The organism is Ruegeria sp. BC2 (genome assembly GCF_056539245.1).
This window is the reverse complement of record NZ_JBQFUQ010000001.1, coordinates 997697-1014190: the sequence shown is the minus strand read 5'-3', so window position 1 is coordinate 1014190 and position 16494 is coordinate 997697. Positions and strand designations below refer to the sequence as shown.

The window sequence follows — 16494 nt, the reverse complement described above, 5'->3', positions numbered from 1 at the left end:
CCGCTCAGCGGCTGACACAGTCTTTCAAAATCTCGGTTTCGTCGGTGGCTCCGGCCGCCGCGAAACTGACCATCGCGTTCCAGCCTTTCGACCGCAGGGTATACGTACCCTGCCCGTTCACCGACTCGTAACGGATACCCGAGCCGCTCTGGACCTGACGCAACGCAATCAACTGACCATCGACGATCATAGCCGCAGCCCCTTCGCCGTCGGAGGGGTTGAAGTATGTCACGGGCAGCTCAACGCCACTCTCGCAGGTGAAGGTCACCGATAGGATGTCAATCTGTGCCAATGCCGGGCCCGAGACCGCCCCGACCAACGCCGCCAGGCACAAACTCCGCAAATGTGTCATCTCGCGTTCTTCTCTTCGATCACCGAGGCCAGCGCCTCGGCGCGTGCCGCCATCTCTGCAAGTGTGTCGGTAACCGACGGCGGAACAACGGCCACTTCGATCCGTTCCGGCTCGGGCGCGGGCGCACTGCGCATACGCTCCAATTCGCCTTCAACCTCGGCCAGCTTCGCCTCGAGTGTCTTGATGCGATCCTCGGTGGCCGCCGCCTTGTCGGCCAGCATTAGCCCCGCCATCAACAGCATCCGCGACTCGGGCATACGGCCAATCTGGTCGGCCATCACCTGGGCCTCATCGTCCAGCATCTTCGCGGCTGCGTGCAGAAACGGTTCCTCGCCGTCCTGGCAGGAAACCTCAAATCCGCGCCCGCCAATATGAATGGTAACCTCGGGCATTACTCTACCTCTCCTTCGGCCAGGTTGGCGTGGGTCAGCAAAGGCTCAAGCCGCGCCAGAACCGCGTGAGCCTCGGCCGCGTCGGTGGCGCGGGCGGCCCGGGTGGCCTCCAGCTCGGCCACGGTTGCCTTGTTCAGAAGCTCGGCATCGGGAACGCCGTCCTCGGCAGCCTTGCGCAACTCGTCGACCGCTTCGCGCAATTGGTCATTTGCCTTGCGCAAGCGCTGCAGGTCGTCATCAAGCCGCGACATGGCTGCGCCGTGGCTGGCGCGTTCGGCCCGCAGCATTTCCAGTTCGGCATTCAATTCGGGGATACGCTCTGAATCCTCCAGCTGCCGCCGCAATTCGGAGATCTCGGCCTTCAGAGCTACAACTTCGTCCTGATTTTCCAGCGCGGCCTTGGCTTCGGACAGTTCGGCACGCGCGGCCTCGACGGTGGCCAGTTTGGCATTGGACTCGCCCAACTGGGCGCGCAATGCGTCGATTTCCTGGTCGTGCCGCTCTTTCAGAGACTTCAGGCGCTCTTCCAATTGCGCATTGGCCAGCTTTTCCTCGTCCAGAGCGGCGCGCAATTGTCCATCTTCGCTGCCCGCGACCGGACCCGCCGATTGCAGCGCCTCGATCCCGGTGCCAATCCGATCCATCGCGGCCATGATGCGTCGCTGTAAGTCTTCGATCTGGCTCATTGCCCCTGTCACCTCTTTACCAAGGTTCGTTCTGTTTTTCCGAAGGCCGAATCAATACGGCTCGTACCGGTACTTAGTCTAACGGAATGTTCGCCAAAATACCCACTCTTTGCTTTCAAAGGCTTGAGCAACACTCTTGAAGCGATGGCAATGCGCCGCGCCGGGTTCCGCTTGCACTTTGGGGGGTGGATGGTATTCAGCCCGCAATCTGCCGTAATCCAAAGGAACAACACCCGTGGACCTGACTGCGCTGCGCAATGCCAACCCTGAACACTGGGCGAAGGCTGCGGCCATTCGCACCCTGACCCTTGATGCTGTCGCCGCCGCCAATTCCGGCCATTCCGGAATGCCGATGGGCATGGCCGACGTCGCGACCGTGTTGTTTGAAAAACACCTGAAATTCGACGCCTCGGCCCCAAACTGGCCTGACCGCGACCGGTTCATCCTGTCGGCTGGCCATGGCTCGATGCTGATCTATTCCCTGCTCTACCTGACGGGCTACAGCGCAGTTACTCTGGACGAGATCAAAAACTTCCGCCAACTGGGCGCGAAAACCGCCGGCCACCCGGAAAACTTCCTGATTGACGGTGTCGAAACCACCACTGGCCCTCTTGGGCAAGGAATTGCCAATGCCGTCGGTTTTGCGATGGCCGAAGAAATCCAGCGGGCTCATTACGGCAAAAAGGTTGTCGACCACTACACCTATGTGATCGCCGGTGACGGCTGCCTGATGGAAGGTGTCAGCCAGGAGGCCATCACCCTGGCCGGTCGGCACGAGCTCAGCAAGCTGATCGTGTTCTGGGACAACAACAACATCACCATCGACGGCACCGTGGACATTGCCGACCGTACTGATCAGGTGCGCCGGTTCGCCGCTTCGGGCTGGCATGTGATCGAGATTGACGGCCACGACCCCAAGGCCATCGATGCGGCGATTGTGCAGGCAAAAGCGTCGAAGAAACCGACCATGATCGCCTGCGAAAGCCACATCGCGCTGGGGCATGCCGCGCAGGATACCTCGAAAGGTCACGGCGCGTTGACGGATGCCGAACAGCTGCAGGCCGCCAAGGATGCATATGGCTGGCCGCACGGACCGTTCGAAATTCCGACCGAGGTGAAATCCGCGTGGGAAGCAATCGGCGCGCGTGGCGCAATGGAACGGAAGGCGTGGGAAGAACGTTTTGCCCAACTGTCCGAGCGCAAGCAGGCCGAGTTCAACCGCGCCTACGCGTTCGAGGCGCCGAAGAAGCTGGCTGGCGCCATCCGTGCCTTCAAAAAGCAGGTTTCCGAGGATCAACCCAAGCTGGCCACCCGCGCCTCGTCGGAAAAGGTGCTGAACGTCGTGAACCCGATCATGACCGAGACGGTCGGCGGTTCGGCGGACCTGACCGGGTCGAACAACACCAAATCAGCCGATATGGGCGTGTTCTTGCCGGAAAACCGCAAGGGCCGCTATATCCACTACGGCATCCGTGAACACGGCATGGCCGCGGCGATGAACGGCATGGCGCTGCATGGTGGCATCCGCCCCTATGGCGGCACTTTCATGGCCTTCACCGACTATGCGCGCCCGTCGATGCGTTTGGCCGCGCTGATGAAGATCCCCAGCGTTTTCGTGATGACCCATGACTCGATCGGTCTGGGCGAAGACGGCCCGACGCACCAGCCGGTCGAGCATCTGGCGATCTCGCGCGCAACGCCGAATACCTATGTGTTCCGCCCTGCCGACACCGTCGAAACCGCCGAGGCCTGGGAACTGGCGCTGACCTTCAAGGACAGCCCCTCGGTCCTGTCGCTGACCCGTCAGGGCGTTCCGACCGTGCGCACTCAGCACAAGGCCAAGAACCTGACCGCCCAGGGCGCCTATGTTCTGGCCGAGGCCGAGGGCAAGCGTCAGGCGATCCTGATCGCCACCGGGTCCGAGGTGTCGCTGGCCATGGAGGCCAAGGCGATGCTCGAGGCCGAAGGGATCGGCACCCGCGTCGTTTCGATGCCCTGCATGGAGCTGTTCGCCGAGCAGGACGAAGCCTATCGCAAGAAGGTCCTGCCCGCCGGCCCCGTCCGCGTCGGTATCGAGGCCGCCGTCCGTGCCGGCGGCTGGGACCGCTGGCTGCTGGGCGAGCGTGGCCGCGAGGCCAAGGCCGGTTTCATCGGCATGTCGAGCTTTGGCGCGTCCGCTCCCGCAGGCGAACTGTACAAGCATTTCGGCATCACCGCCGAGGCGACGGTTGCCAAGGTCAAGGAATTGCTGGGCTGATCCAGCCGATCCGAGCAATCAAAGGGCGGCCATCGTGCCGCCCTTTTCTTTTGGGCCTCAATGGTCGGCTGTCTGCTCTGCCTTTTTGGGCCACAGCGGTGCGATGACCTTGGTCGCCAACGGGATCAGAACGAACCCCCAGGCCAGCCCGAACACGCCGTCCATCGCAGCCTTGCTGATCCACTCCACCGCGCCGGCCCATTGATCGGACACGGCATGACCGGCCGCATAAGCCCAATCGTGGATGTGGTGGCCGAGCCAGCCAAAGCCCAGCACCTCGAGTCCATGGATCATGATCGAGCCGCCAACCCACAGCATCGCCGCCGTGCCCACGACCGACAGTGTCTTCATGACCTTTGGCATCGCCTTGACCAGCCCGCGACCCAGCCCGCGGCCAATCGGTGTCGGCGCGTTCTTTGCCAGATAAAGACCGACATCGTCCATTTTTACGATCAACGCGACCGAGCCATAGACGGCAACCGTGACACCGATCCCCACAACCGCCAGCGTCGCCGCCTGCATCCAGACATTCGGGGCCTCGATTGCAGAAAGAGCGATGGTCATGATCTCGGCCGACAGGATGAAATCGGTCTTGATCGCCCCTTTGATCTTCTGCTCCTCCAGATGACCCGGATCACGGACGTTCATGTCCTCTTCGATCACGTGGCTGCCATGCGGGAACAGCACGTGAAAAATCTTCTCGGCGCCCTCGAAACACAGGTATGAGCCGCCGATCATCAGCAAGGGCGTTATCAGCCACGGCGCGAAGTTCGCCAGCAACAGCGCCACAGGCAGCAGCAGAATGACCTTGTTGAACATCGACCCGCGCGCGATGCGCCAGATGATCGGCAACTCGCGCGCTGGAGCAAACCCTTGGACGTATTTCGGCGTAACGGCCGCGTCATCGATGATCACACCGGCGGTCTTGGCCCCCGCCTTGCCGGCAGCCGCCGCAACATCGTCGACCGAGGCCGCCGCCACCTTGGCGATTCCCGCCACATCGTCCAACAGGGCCAGCAAACCGCTCATGCCGCATCCTTTCCGTTCATCCGTCGCACTTTGGACCCTAACCGATCCGACAGCTAGCGCAAGCGTTAGCGCAACCACGCCAAGTTTGCGCTAACACATTGCAAATATGGTATTTTCTATCTTTTTAGATGGACCGATCATCGCTATATCGCCCGGAACACAAGCGGATTTGGAGACGTCACATGACCATCAAGGTCGGCATCAATGGTTTTGGCCGCATCGGCCGCTGTACCCTGTCGCACATTGCCGCGTCAGGCCGCAACGACATCGAAGTGATCAAGGTCAACGCCACCGGACCGCTTGAAACCTCGGCGCATCTGCTGAAATACGACAGCATCCACGGCCGCTTTCCGCGCGACGTCTCGATCAGCGGCAACACGATGGACCTGGGTCGCGGGCCGATGCAGATGTTCTCGACCTACGACATGAACGAGCTGGACTGGGAAGGCTGTGACGTCGTTCTGGAATGCACCGGCAAGTTCAACGACGGGCTGAAGGCGAAAACACACCTTGAACGTGGCGCTCAAAAGGTTCTGCTGTCGGCTCCGGGCAAGAACGTGGACAAAACGATCGTGTTCGGCGTCAACCACAACAGCCTGACCGCCAACGACAGGATGGTGTCGAATGGCTCGTGCACCACGAATTGCCTTGCCCCGCTTGCCAAGGTTCTGGACGAAGGCATCGGCATCGAAAACGGCATCATGACCACGATCCACGCCTATACCGGCGACCAGCCCACGCTGGATCGCCGCCACAGCGACCTGTACCGCGCCCGCGCCGCCGCCATGTCGATGATCCCCACCAGCACCGGTGCCGCCAAGGCGCTGGGCGAGGTTCTGCCGAACCTCAAGGGGCGCCTGGACGGTTCGGCCATTCGCGTGCCCACGCCGAACGTGTCCGCCGTCGACCTGACCTTCCGCGCCGCGCGCGAAGTGACCGTCGACGAAGTCAACGCCATCGTCGCCGAGGCCGCCAAGGGGCCGATGCAGCGCGTCCTGGGCTATGAACCCGCCCCCCTGGTGTCGACCGATTTCAACCACACCGAGGAAAGCTCGATCTTCGCGCCCGACCAGACCCGCGTCGTGGACGGCCGTATGGTTCGCGTGCTGGCGTGGTACGACAACGAATGGGGCTTCTCAGTACGCATGGCCGATGTGGCCGTCGCCATGGGACGGCTTAACTGATCTCATCAAGACCGCTTGAACCGCGTCGCCCGCTCAGGTTATCTGGGCGGGCTTTTTTGTTCGGAGCAGCAATGACAAACCAAATCGCGATCTGGCTGGGAGTCCTCATCCTTGGTGGTCTGATGCTGGATTTCGCGCTGTTTGGAACCGAGCACCTCCTGTTCCTCGGCAAGAAGTTCTACGACTTTCTCGACTGGGTCGCGTTCTGGCGCTGACAGAGGTTTTGCTTGACATTTTCGCCTGACTGCCTTTGTTAGCGCTAACTGATTTCAATCGCGGCTTAGCGGCCATTCAGACGGAGCGCGACATGACACTCAAACTTGCAATCAACGGATTTGGACGGATCGGGCGCGGTGTCCTGCGCGGCCTGATGGAAAGCGGTCGTACGGATGTGCAGATCGTCGCGATCAACGACCTCGCCAAGCCTGAAATGAATGCGCATTTGTTTGAGTTCGACAGCGTGCATGGCCGCTACACCAAGCCGGTCACCCTGACCGAGGCCGGGCTGGACGTAGGCGCCGGCCCGATCCGGTTGACCAGCGAGCGCGACCCCGAGGCGCTTGATTGGTCGGACGTCGACGTGGTTCTGGAATGCACCGGCGTGTTCCGCACGCGCGAAGCTGCATCTCGCCATTTCAAGAACGGCGCGAAAAAGGTTCTGATCTCGGCGCCGGCGCGCGGGGATGGCGAGGTTAAAACCGTGGTGTTCGGCGTGAACGACCACGATCTGACCGCCGCCGACACCGTGGTTTCCAACGCATCCTGCACCACCAACTGCCTGTCGCCGGTCGCTGCCGCGCTGGATGCGGGCTTGGGTATCGTACACGGCAACATGACCACGGTGCACGCCTACACCGCCAGCCAGCCGGTGCATGACACTGCCGGAAAGGACCCGTACCTGTCGCGCGCGGCTGCCCTGTCGATGATCCCGACCACCACCGGCGCGGCCTCGGCCGTGGGGCTGGTTCTGCCGCAGTTGCAGGGCAAGCTGACCGGTCAGGCGATCCGGGTTCCCACCCCGAATGTCTCGGTCGTCGACTTGGTGGTCGAGGTATCGCGCCCCACCACCGAAGACGAGGTCAACGCCCTGTTCACCGAGGCCGCGGCCAAGATCCCGACCGTTCTGGCTGCGGAAACCCGCCCGTTGATCTCGATCGATTTCAACCACGATTCCCACAGCTCGACCGTGTCGCTGGCCGAAACCAAGGTGACCGACGGCACGCTGGTCCGTGTTCTGGCCTGGTATGACAACGAGTGGGGTTTCTCGAACCGGATGCTGGACACCGCTGCCGCGATGGGCGCCCTAGCCTAACCGCTCTTTCAGTGCGATATTGACCTGGGGCGTGACGAATTTCGACACGTCCCCACCCAGCCGGGCGATTTCCTTGACCAGTTTCGAGGCAATCGCCTGGTGTCGGGCTTCGGCCATCAGGAACACGGTCTCGATCGAATCGTCGAGCGCCCGGTTCATCCCAACCATCTGAAATTCATATTCGAAATCGGCAACAGCACGCAGGCCGCGTACGATGATCTGCGCCCCTACGTCCCGGGCGCAGTCTATCAGCAGGTTTTCGAACGGATGCGCAACAATTTCAGTGCCGGTCTGTTCGGTCAGGTAGGCGCATTCTGCCTCGATCATGGCCACCCGCTCTTCCAGCGAAAACAACGGACCCTTGTCGCGGTTGATCGCGACGCCAATCACCAGCTTGTCGACCAGCATGGCTGCCCGGCGGATGATATCGATATGACCCATGGTGATGGGGTCAAAGGTTCCCGGATATAATCCAACCCGCATCGCGCCCTCCTGAGCAAGAAAATTTCTGCGCAAGCAAACACAAGTTTTCCGCAGCTGCAAGAGGCCGCAATGTCGTCAGATGGGACTAGTGCCCCATGATCATGCCCTGCAGGGCATCTTTTTCCATGGCCAGTTCGGACAATTGCGCTTTTACGACGTCGCCCAGAGTGACGATCCCAATCAATTTGCCATCTTCGACAATCGGCATGTGGCGGAACCGACCTTCGGTCATGCGAGCGAGAACGTCCTGCACCTTGTCCTGTTGGGTGGCGGTCACCAGTTTCCTGGTCATGTAGGCGCTTACCGGTTGAGTCAGGCACCCGCTGCCACTGGCGGCCAATTCCCGCACGATATCGCGTTCCGAGAGGATGCCGGCTGCGGTTTCGCCATCGTCCTCCGATACGATCACCGTACCAATGCGCTTATCGGCCAGAATCTTTGCCGCGTCAGACACGGTCATCGAAGGCGCCACCGTCACAACCCCGTCCGTCGACTTGGACTTCAGAATGGCCTGTACAAGCATGGGCAATACCTCCGAAATAATTTTCCCGTTTTCCAAAGCGTTGCCCGATTAGATCAACCTGTCAAGCTTGGGCTTCGGCTTCCAGCCGCGCAACTTCGTCGCGAATTCCCCGGCTGAGCGCTTCTGCAAATCGGTTCAACCGTTCGTTGCGTTGATCACCCTGATGGCGAACCAGGTGAAAGCTGCGCGTCAGACTGACTTGATCCGTCAGAATTTTTTTCAGCTGAGGATGGAATGGCAATGTGAAGTCATGCGCGATACATACCCCGGTACCCAGCGAAGCTTGCCGCAACTGCACCGAGACCGAGTTCGATGCAAGTGGGACACGATCAATACCCAGATCGTTGAGGTAATCGAGCTCGCGGTCGAAGATCATGTCCGGGATATAACCGATCATGCGGTGACCCTTCAGCTCACTGACCGAGCGAATGGGACCATGCCGCGAAAGATAGTCGGCTGTTGCCACCATATGCAGCTTGTAGTCGCTGATCTTTTGCACCAGCAGCTTGCCGGCCGTTGGGGCGCTGACGGTGATGGCCATATCCGCCTCGCGGCGCGACAGGTTGATGATCCGCGGCAAGGCCAGGATCTGTATGTCCAGGTCGGGATTCGAGTCGCTGATTTTGGCGCAGACTTGTGGCAGCAGATAGTTGGCGCTTCCGTCCGGAGCACCAATCCGGATTTGACCACTCAGCGACTTGGTCGCGCCCTCCATCGCGCCAGCCGCTGCGCGCATCGCCTCTTCAGCGCCTTGAGCGTGCTCGAACAGTCGCTCTCCGGCCGAGGTCAGTACGTAGCCCTGCGGTGACTTCGTGAAAAGCGGCGCTTTCAGTGCTGCTTCCAACCGGGAAACCCGCCGCCCGACTGTCGCCGGATCGATCTTTAATAACCGCCCCGCCGAAGACAGGCTTTCCTCACGCGCAACCGCGAGGAATACGCGCATGTCATCCCAGTTCGGATCCATCCCCACCCCTGCATTTTTGCAAAACTCTTTTGGGATATTGCCTCTGTTCATGAGATTTATGCAAGCCTATGCTGCGCGCAAATTCAGCGGAGGAGTTTGCGATGCAAGACCTGACCCATTTCATCAACGGCGAATACACGCCCGGCACATCCGGTCGATTTGACGACGTCTACAACCCTGCCACGGGCGAGGTTCAGTACAAATGCCCGATGGCCAGCGCCGCCGAGACGACGGCAGCAATCGAACACGCCGCTGCAGCCCAGCCCGCATGGGGCGCGACCAACCCGCAAAAACGCGCTCGCGTGATGATGCAGATGGTCCACCTGATGCATCGCGACATGGACAAGCTGGCCGAAGCGTTGAGCCGCGAGCACGGCAAGACACTGCCCGACGCCAAAGGCGACCTGCAGCGCGGGCTTGAAGTGATCGAATACTGTATCGGCGCCCCGCAGATGCTGAAGGGTGAATTCACCGACAGTGCGGGCCCCGGCATCGACATGTATTCCATGCGCCAGCCGCTGGGCGTTGTCGCCGCCATTATGCCGTTCAACTTCCCGGCCATGATGCCCCTGTGGCATGTCGGCCCTGCACTCGCCTGCGGCAACGCGGTGGTGCTGAAGCCCTCGGAACGTGACCCATCGGTGCCGCTGATGCTGGCCGAACTGTTCGTCGAGGCCGGTCTGCCCAAAGGTGTGTTCCAGGTCGTCAACGGCGACAAGGAAGCCGTGGACACCCTACTGGACAGCCAGATCATTCAGGGTGTGTCCTTCGTCGGCTCGACCCCCATCGCACAATACATCTATTCGCGCGCCACGGCGAACGGCAAGCGCGCCCAGTGCTTTGGTGGGGCCAAGAACCACATGATCGTCATGCCCGACGCGGACCTGGATCAGGCCGCCGACGCGCTGGTGGGCGCCGGTTTCGGCGCTGCCGGCGAACGCTGCATGGCCGTTTCGGTGGCCGTTCCGGTGGGCGAGGAAACCGCTGACGCGTTGATCGAGAAGCTGGTGCCGCGCATCGAGAAGCTGAAGGTCGGTCCCTATACCGCCGGCGACGACGTCGACATGGGGCCGGTCGTGACCGCCGCCGCCAAAGAACGCATCCTGGGCCTGATCAACTCGGGCGTGGAACAGGGCGCGAAGCTGGTGGTCGACAACCGCGACTTCAAACTGCAGGGCTATGAAGACGGTTTCTTTGTTGGCCCCCACCTGTTCGACCATGTCACCCCCGACATGGAAATCTACAAGCAGGAGATCTTCGGCCCCGTTCTGTCCACCGTCCGCGCCGGATCCTACGAAGAGGCGCTTAAGCTGGCGATGGACCATGAATACGGCAACGGCACCGCGATCTTCACCCGCGACGGCGACACCGCCCGTGATTTCGCCAGCCGGGTCAATATCGGCATGGTTGGTATCAACGTCCCGATCCCGGTACCGCTGGCCTATCACACCTTCGGCGGCTGGAAGAAATCCATGTTCGGAGACCTGAACCAGCACGGCCCCGACAGCTTCAAGTTCTACACTCGCACCAAGACCGTGACGTCGCGCTGGCCATCGGGCATCAAGGAAGGTGGCGAGTTCAACTTCAAAGCGATGGACTAACACCCTGACTTAAAGATCAAAGGCCGCCCAAAATTGGGGCGGCCTTTTTGCCCGCAGGCAAACCCAGTCCGTCAACCGTCACCTTGTGCAGCTTCTGCTTGGCAAAAAACTGCGCAAGCCGGACTGCGTTCACGAGAATTTCAGCACCGACCTCTGGCTTCACCTCTCTGCCCGGCATAAATTGGCCGAAAATTCGAGCAGTCAGTCGCCAGGAGGCCATCGTGACAACCAGAATTTCCCGCCGCTCTGCCCTTTTGGGGGTAGCATCCGTATTGGCGTCGCCGACTTTGTTGCGGGCGCAGAGCCAGGACGCCTTCCCTCAAACCGAAGAGGCGATCAGTACTCAGCTTCCCGTTCGCCGCAACGTATCGTCCTTTTCCAAGCAGGACTGGCAGGATCACTTCGATGAACTGGGCGTGGGCTGCTTGCTGGCTGACATAACCAGCCGCGCGGTGCATTACTGGGGTCCTGACGGTACCTACAAACTGTACCCCAGCTCGGTTCCCATGAGCGAAGAGCTGACCAAACGCGGCTACACCGAAGTCGTGCGCAAAGCGGAAAATCCCAGCTGGACGCCGACCGCATCGATGCGCGAGCGCGATCCCAACCTGCCGGTCCGCATGGAAGGTGGAGATCCGGGCAACCCACTTGGCACTCGCGCCATGTACCTTTCCTGGCCGGCTTACCTGGTGCATGGCACACATGACACCCGCAAGATCGGACGCCAAAGTTCATCCGGGTGCATCGGGTTGTACAACCAGCATGTCGAGGAACTGTATCCTCTGGTCCAGATCGGAACAAAAGTCAGACTGCTGTGAAACGACAAAGCCCCGGCTGATCGACCGGGGCTTCGATTTTGTGGCGAGTGGCTTGATTACTCGGGGATCAGAACCGTGTCGACAACGTGGATGACACCGTTGCTGGCTTCGATGTCGGCCTGAACGACATTCGCTCCGTCAACCTTGACGCCATTCTTGGCATTGACGCTCAGACGCTCGCCCTGAACGGTTAGGACCTTCGCGCGCTTTCCTGCAATGTCACCCGACATCACCTTAGCCGGCACAACGTGATAGGTCAGGATGGCGACCAGCTGATCCTTGTTTTCGGGCATCAGCAGCGTCTCGACGGTGCCCTCGGGCAGAGCGGCGAACGCTTCATCGGTGGGCGCGAACACCGTGTAAGGGCCTTTGCCCTTCAGCGTGTCCACCAGACCGGCGGCCTGCACAGCGGCGACCAGCGTGTTGAACGACCCTGCCGAAACGGCGGTGTCCACGATGTCTGCAGCTTGGGCTTTCATCGGCAGTGCGAGTGCGACGGCGGCTGCGGCACCCATGAATGTACGACGGAACATGTTTAGTCTCCTCTCCAGCGTGATATGGAAAGGGGTACGCGCGCTTTCGAAAAGCGGATCACGAAAAAATCTGCTTTACCGCTTCTGAACCCAGATACTCTGCGCTCGGCCTTCTGTCAGAAAGGGCAAGGCTTCGACGGCATCGGGACGCGCCTGCTGAAGGTAGTAGCCGGGCCAAAGCATTGAAAACGAACCAGATTGCAGCAACGCGTGCAGCATGTACTGCTCGCCCCAACCCGGGCAGTCATAGAAAAACCGCTTGGGATATTCATAGGGCAAAAAAACATCGTGGACATGGATCACGACGCCTGATTTCAGGTTCGGAATGATGCGGCAGAACAGATGCGCTACGTCATTGCTCATGCGCACGACATGGCTCGAGTCGATGAAAAGAACGTCACCGGCCTCGAGCTGATCGAACACGGATGCGTCGACCTCTTCCAGTCGTTTCTGTTCGAATTGATCAACCACATGCGCGATGTCTGCGCGCGGATACGGGTCAACCGCCGTGATACGGGTTTCCAAGCCGCCATCAAGAACGGCTTGCCGGGTAACACGGGTGGAGTTTCCACATCCGACCTCAACGACACGTTTCGGCTTGAACCGCCGGATCATCAAGTACAGGGCGTCGGCGTCCGGACTGTCGTAGTACCCGTTGCCGATCCGGTAGCCGGTCTGGTTCCGCTCAGGATCCTTCAAAGCAGCCAGTGCTTCGGCATGGACCGCATACTCGGAGACCAGTTCGGCAATATCGAACCCTTCCATCCCGGGTGACAGGGCATAGGCCGGTCGGGTCAGGCCGCCTGCCCGCTCGAATGCTTCAAGCCGTGCCCGCTCATCCCTCTCGGGGGCCTTGTCGATCAACCGTGTGCCGAACCTGTCCAAGAATGCATTGAGCTTCGGGAATTTCCTGGGTTTCACGACACACGGCTCCGATTATCTGTTTGGCTTCTGCGGTGCTTACCGTTGGCGCACGGGTCAGCGCAAGGTCGATGGCGCCAAAGCCTTGGCAAAAGAGCGGATTCCGTATTCACTGATCCCAAAAGGGAACGGGAGGCCCGCACATGCAGCAGGATTTCACGATCGGCATCGAAGAGGAATACCTGCTTGTCGATCGCGACAGCTTGCAGCTGGCTCAGGCGCCTGAGGCATTGATGCAGGCCTGCCAGGCGGATTTTGAAGGCCAGGTCAGCCCGGAATTCCTGCAATGCCAGATCGAGGTTGGGACCCGCCCGCATACGACGGTCAAGTCCGCACGTGAGGACCTCAGGCGGCTGAGGTCCTGTGTCGCCAAGCGCGCTGCCGAGCACAACCTGTCGCCCATCGCTGTATCCTGCCACCCGTTTGCGGATTGGAAAGACCAGCACCACACGCGAAAAGAGCGGTATGACAACCTGCAACACGCGCTGGGGGGTGTCGCCCGGCGCATGCTAATCTGCGGGATGCATGTGCATGTCGGTGTAGACGACCCCGCTCAGCGCGCCGATATCCTGCCGCAACTATGTTATTTCCTGCCCCACCTCCTGGCGCTTTCAACCTCATCACCCTTCTGGAACGGACAGGATACCGGGCTGTCCTCGTATCGCCTGACGGTGTTCGACAACCTGCCCCGCACCGGCCTGCCCCCTGTTTTTGGCAGCTGGTCCGAATACGAGCGCACCACCGGTGTCCTGGTCGAATTGGGCGTAATCGAGGATACCTCGAAAATCTGGTGGGACCTTCGACCGTCGCACAGCTATCCGACGCTCGAGACGCGGATCATGGATGTGCAGCCTCGCATGGAACACGCGCTGTCGCTGGCGGCCATGGTACAGGCACTGACCCGAATGCTCTGCCGTCTGAAAGACCGCAACCTGCGCTGGCGGCAATATGATCGGTTCCTGATCGGCGAAAACCGTTGGCGCGCGCAGCGCTACGGCGTGGGCGAAGGTCTGATCGACTTCGGAGACCGCTCGATCAAACCGATGCCCGACCTGATGGGCGAGTTGATGGGCATGCTGGCCGAAGATGCCGAAGCATTGGGCACCATGGCCGAGTTGGCCCGTTTGCGTCAGATCGCCGAGAGCGGTACCTCGGCCACGCGGCAGCGTCGCGTTCACGCCGAAGCGCTGGCCAATGGCGACGATCCAGGCCAGGCCGTGGTCCGACACCTGATTGACGAATTCCACGCTGATCTGTGACTCTCATACCGCATTCAGGATCTGTCTGATCCGGTCGGCCACGGGCTCGTACAGGCTGCGGGCTTTCCAATACCCATTGTGCGAAAACGGATTCCATCCGGTAAAGATATTCCCGACCCGAATAGCCTGATCGGTGATCTCACCCGTCCCGACAAGCTGCCCATAGCTGGGCGCGATCGGTCCGAGGGGAAAGCCAAGAACGTCGTGCTTGTCATAATAGTTCTGCCACCAGTTATGGAATTGCAGGGTCAGTGGCAATTCCTGGTTGGGGCGTTGGATCGGCGTGATGTCCTGTTCGGGATAGGCGAACAGAAAGATCGGGATGTTGCAGCCAAACGTGACCAACCCGGCCACTGTTTGCATGTCCTCCACCGGAACGCCGTGCTGCGGCAATCCACCGTGGCGCAGATGGCGCTGAAGGTCATAGATGTAGTTCGACATAATGTGCCCACCCAGGGAATGGGCGACGATCAGGATGGGGGCACGCTCGCCGATCTGAAACCGGACGATGCGTATCACCTGCGCAACTCGTTCATGGATCGCGGCATAGGTCTTGTCGCTGCCGTCGGGGGTCGGGCGATAGGATGCCGCGTCAGACAGGTTGCACACAACGAAACGGCGCGTGCGGTCATAGCCCGTATAGGGGCTTATGCTGTTCAGATAGTCCATCTGCCGGCCCTGCAGGATTTGCGCCCAGATCACCTCGTGCCAGGCAACCTTGCTCATGTCCTGGCCCAACTGCCGCCCCACCCGGTCGTGCAAGTCGCTCGAAAACGTCGGCACCGAGGACGGCTGGTTCGGTCCGACCGACTGGCTGCCCATTCCGTGTATCGCAACCACGGCCATCTTGTAATTCGACATCCACAACTCCGATCAATCAATAAAACGAATGGCTCAGCATAACCGCCTTTTGGCAATCGCCCAAATCCGGCGCATGTGCATCACGGGGTTTGCTCCGCGTGAAAAATTTCTGTAAGGATTGCGCAATAAATAAACAGTCGTTCAATTCACGTCGCCACAAGGGGGAGACCGGCCATGGATTTCGCGCTGACAGAGGAACAGACGGCCATTTTCGATATGGCCTACGCGTTCGGGCAAGAACAGATCGCACCTTTCGCCCGCCAGTGGGAGGCCGAGGGCACCATCCCCAAGGATCTGTGGCCCAAGGTCGGCGAACTGGGCTTTGGCGGGCTGTACGTGTCCGAAGAAAGCGGCGGCTCGGGCCTGACCCGTCTGGACGCCACGCTGGTGTTCGAGGCGCTGTCGATGGCCTGCCCCTCGGTCGCGGCCTTTCTGTCGATCCACAACATGTGCGCCAAGATGCTGGACAGCTTTGCCAGCGACGAACTGAAATCGCGCATCATGCCCGACGTTCTCAGCCTGAACACGGTGCTCAGCTATTGTCTGACCGAACCGGGCTCGGGCTCGGATGCGGCGGCGCTCAAGATGCGGGCCGAGCGGACCAACGAGGGCTATTCGCTGAACGGCACCAAGGCCTTCATCTCGGGCGGCGGCTATTCCGATGCCTATGTCTGCATGGTGCGCACAGGCGGCGACGGGCCCAAGGGGATCTCGACCGTCTATGTCGAGGATGGCACACCGGGCCTCAGCTTCGGCGCGCTGGAACAGAAGATGGGCTGGAAAAGCCAGCCCACTGCGCAGGTCCAGTTCGACGACTGCAAGATCCCGGCCGAAAACCTTGTCGGGACCGAGGGCGACGGGTTCAAATACGCGATGATGGGTCTGGATGGCGGGCGCCTGAACATCGCCTCATGCTCGCTGGGCGCGGCGCAGGCGGGGCTGGATATGACGCTGCAATACATGTCCGAGCGGAAGGCCTTCGGCCAGACCATCGACCAGTTTCAAGCCCTGCAATTCCGGCTGGCCGACATGGAGATCGAACTGCAGGCCGCCCGCACCTTCCTGCGTCAGGCCGCATGGAAGCTGGATCAGGGCACGCCCGACGCCACCAAATTCTGCGCGATGGCCAAGAAATTCGTGACCGAGACCGGATCGAAAGTGGTCGATCAGTGCCTGCAGCTGCATGGCGGCTACGGCTATCTGGCCGACTACGGCATCGAAAAGCTTGTGCGCGATCTGCGGGTGCATCAAATTCTGGAAGGCACGAACGAGATCATGCGCGTGATCGTCGCCCGCCAACTGCTCGCCCATCGCTGAGG

At 60.6% G+C, this 16494-nt stretch carries 19 protein-coding genes; 8 read left to right on the top strand and 11 right to left on the bottom strand.

All coding sequences use genetic code 11. The features are described from left to right. Positions 1–4: 4 nt before the first annotated feature. From ACR0CU_RS04955 to ACR0CU_RS04945, 3 genes are read right to left on the bottom strand one after another with little or no spacing between them, the layout of a single operon-like run. A complete protein-coding gene (locus tag ACR0CU_RS04955; RefSeq protein ID WP_170339345.1) occupies positions 5–352 on the bottom strand; it encodes an MliC family protein in 348 nt (115 codons plus the stop codon). Continuing rightward, the gene (locus ACR0CU_RS04950) at positions 349–744 is read right to left on the bottom strand and encodes a cell division protein ZapA (RefSeq protein ID WP_170339348.1); all 396 of its coding nucleotides are present in this window, start codon (positions 742–744) and stop codon (positions 349–351) included. Before ACR0CU_RS04950 ends, ACR0CU_RS04955 begins: the two co-directional genes overlap by 4 nt. Continuing rightward, a complete protein-coding gene (locus ACR0CU_RS04945) occupies positions 744–1430 on the bottom strand; it encodes a hypothetical protein (protein ID WP_170339350.1) in 687 nt (228 codons plus the stop codon). Before ACR0CU_RS04945 ends, ACR0CU_RS04950 begins: the two co-directional genes overlap by 1 nt. Positions 1431–1665: 235 nt before the next feature. Here ACR0CU_RS04945 and tkt point away from each other — a divergent pair, with 235 nt between their 5' ends. After that, the gene (tkt, locus tag ACR0CU_RS04940; protein ID WP_170595092.1) at positions 1666–3687 is read left to right on the top strand and encodes a transketolase; all 2022 of its coding nucleotides are present in this window, start codon (positions 1666–1668) and stop codon (positions 3685–3687) included. A gap of 57 nt (positions 3688–3744) precedes the next feature. On the opposite strand, the gene ACR0CU_RS04935 is transcribed toward tkt, so the two are convergent. Beyond that, complete coding sequence (locus tag ACR0CU_RS04935; protein ID WP_093961957.1) at positions 3745–4716, bottom strand: DUF808 domain-containing protein; 972 nt, start codon at positions 4714–4716, stop codon at positions 3745–3747. A 182-nt stretch (positions 4717–4898) separates the two neighbouring features. Between ACR0CU_RS04935 and gap (ACR0CU_RS04930) the strand changes: the two genes are divergently transcribed. From gap (ACR0CU_RS04930) to gap (ACR0CU_RS04920), 3 genes are all read left to right on the top strand, one after another. Continuing rightward, positions 4899–5900, top strand: a complete 1002-nt coding sequence (gene gap, locus ACR0CU_RS04930; protein WP_170339356.1) for a type I glyceraldehyde-3-phosphate dehydrogenase — start codon at positions 4899–4901, stop codon at positions 5898–5900. A gap of 71 nt (positions 5901–5971) precedes the next feature. Further along, positions 5972–6115, top strand: coding sequence for a hypothetical protein (locus tag ACR0CU_RS04925; RefSeq protein WP_170338780.1), 144 nt, complete (start codon positions 5972–5974; stop codon positions 6113–6115). A gap of 92 nt (positions 6116–6207) precedes the next feature. Further along, positions 6208–7212: a type I glyceraldehyde-3-phosphate dehydrogenase gene (gene gap, locus ACR0CU_RS04920; protein WP_170339359.1), complete on the top strand. Its 1005-nt coding sequence runs from the start codon at positions 6208–6210 to the stop codon at positions 7210–7212. Here the strand turns inward: gap (ACR0CU_RS04920) and coaD are convergent. The 3 genes from coaD to ACR0CU_RS04905 all read right to left on the bottom strand — a co-directional run bounded on the left by coaD (position 7204) and on the right by ACR0CU_RS04905 (position 9182). Further along, on the bottom strand, positions 7204–7695 hold the full coding sequence (gene coaD / locus ACR0CU_RS04915) for a pantetheine-phosphate adenylyltransferase (protein ID WP_093961954.1): 492 nt from the start codon (positions 7693–7695) through the stop codon (positions 7204–7206). The genes gap (ACR0CU_RS04920) and coaD overlap by 9 nt on opposite strands. Before the next feature lie 85 nt (positions 7696–7780). Next, complete coding sequence (locus tag ACR0CU_RS04910; RefSeq protein WP_170445751.1) at positions 7781–8218, bottom strand: CBS domain-containing protein; 438 nt, start codon at positions 8216–8218, stop codon at positions 7781–7783. Between the two features lie 61 nt (positions 8219–8279). Beyond that, positions 8280–9182, bottom strand: coding sequence for a LysR family transcriptional regulator (locus ACR0CU_RS04905; RefSeq protein WP_170445749.1), 903 nt, complete (start codon positions 9180–9182; stop codon positions 8280–8282). A 101-nt stretch (positions 9183–9283) separates the two neighbouring features. Here ACR0CU_RS04905 and ACR0CU_RS04900 point away from each other — a divergent pair, with 101 nt between their 5' ends. After that, positions 9284–10783 carry a CoA-acylating methylmalonate-semialdehyde dehydrogenase gene (locus ACR0CU_RS04900; protein ID WP_170445746.1) on the top strand — a complete coding sequence of 500 codons (1500 nt, stop codon included), beginning with the start codon at positions 9284–9286 and terminating at the stop codon, positions 10781–10783. Between the two features lie 16 nt (positions 10784–10799). On the opposite strand, the gene ACR0CU_RS04895 is transcribed toward ACR0CU_RS04900, so the two are convergent. Continuing rightward, complete coding sequence (locus ACR0CU_RS04895; RefSeq protein ID WP_170444108.1) at positions 10800–11003, bottom strand: hypothetical protein; 204 nt, start codon at positions 11001–11003, stop codon at positions 10800–10802. 1 nt (position 11004) lies between these two features. Here ACR0CU_RS04895 and ACR0CU_RS04890 point away from each other — a divergent pair, with 1 nt between their 5' ends. After that, on the top strand, positions 11005–11601 hold the full coding sequence (locus ACR0CU_RS04890) for a L,D-transpeptidase (protein ID WP_437342527.1): 597 nt from the start codon (positions 11005–11007) through the stop codon (positions 11599–11601). Positions 11602–11657: 56 nt separating this feature from the next. Here ACR0CU_RS04890 and ACR0CU_RS04885 read toward each other — a convergent pair whose 3' ends face one another. Next, entirely contained in the window at positions 11658–12134 is a 477-nt protein-coding gene (locus ACR0CU_RS04885) for a fasciclin domain-containing protein (protein ID WP_170338788.1), read from the bottom strand. 75 nt (positions 12135–12209) lie between these two features. Beyond that, on the bottom strand, positions 12210–13055 hold the full coding sequence (locus ACR0CU_RS04880; protein ID WP_170363547.1) for a class I SAM-dependent methyltransferase: 846 nt from the start codon (positions 13053–13055) through the stop codon (positions 12210–12212). 143 nt (positions 13056–13198) lie between these two features. Here ACR0CU_RS04880 and ACR0CU_RS04875 point away from each other — a divergent pair, with 143 nt between their 5' ends. Then, positions 13199–14314, top strand: coding sequence for a carboxylate-amine ligase (locus tag ACR0CU_RS04875; protein WP_170339368.1), 1116 nt, complete (start codon positions 13199–13201; stop codon positions 14312–14314). A 3-nt stretch (positions 14315–14317) separates the two neighbouring features. On the opposite strand, the gene ACR0CU_RS04870 is transcribed toward ACR0CU_RS04875, so the two are convergent. Continuing rightward, on the bottom strand, positions 14318–15175 hold the full coding sequence (locus tag ACR0CU_RS04870) for a hypothetical protein (RefSeq protein WP_170389967.1): 858 nt from the start codon (positions 15173–15175) through the stop codon (positions 14318–14320). Between the two features lie 174 nt (positions 15176–15349). Between ACR0CU_RS04870 and ACR0CU_RS04865 the strand changes: the two genes are divergently transcribed. Continuing rightward, a complete protein-coding gene (locus ACR0CU_RS04865) occupies positions 15350–16492 on the top strand; it encodes an acyl-CoA dehydrogenase family protein (RefSeq protein ID WP_170445743.1) in 1143 nt (380 codons plus the stop codon). The last annotated feature ends 2 nt before the right edge of the window (positions 16493–16494 follow it).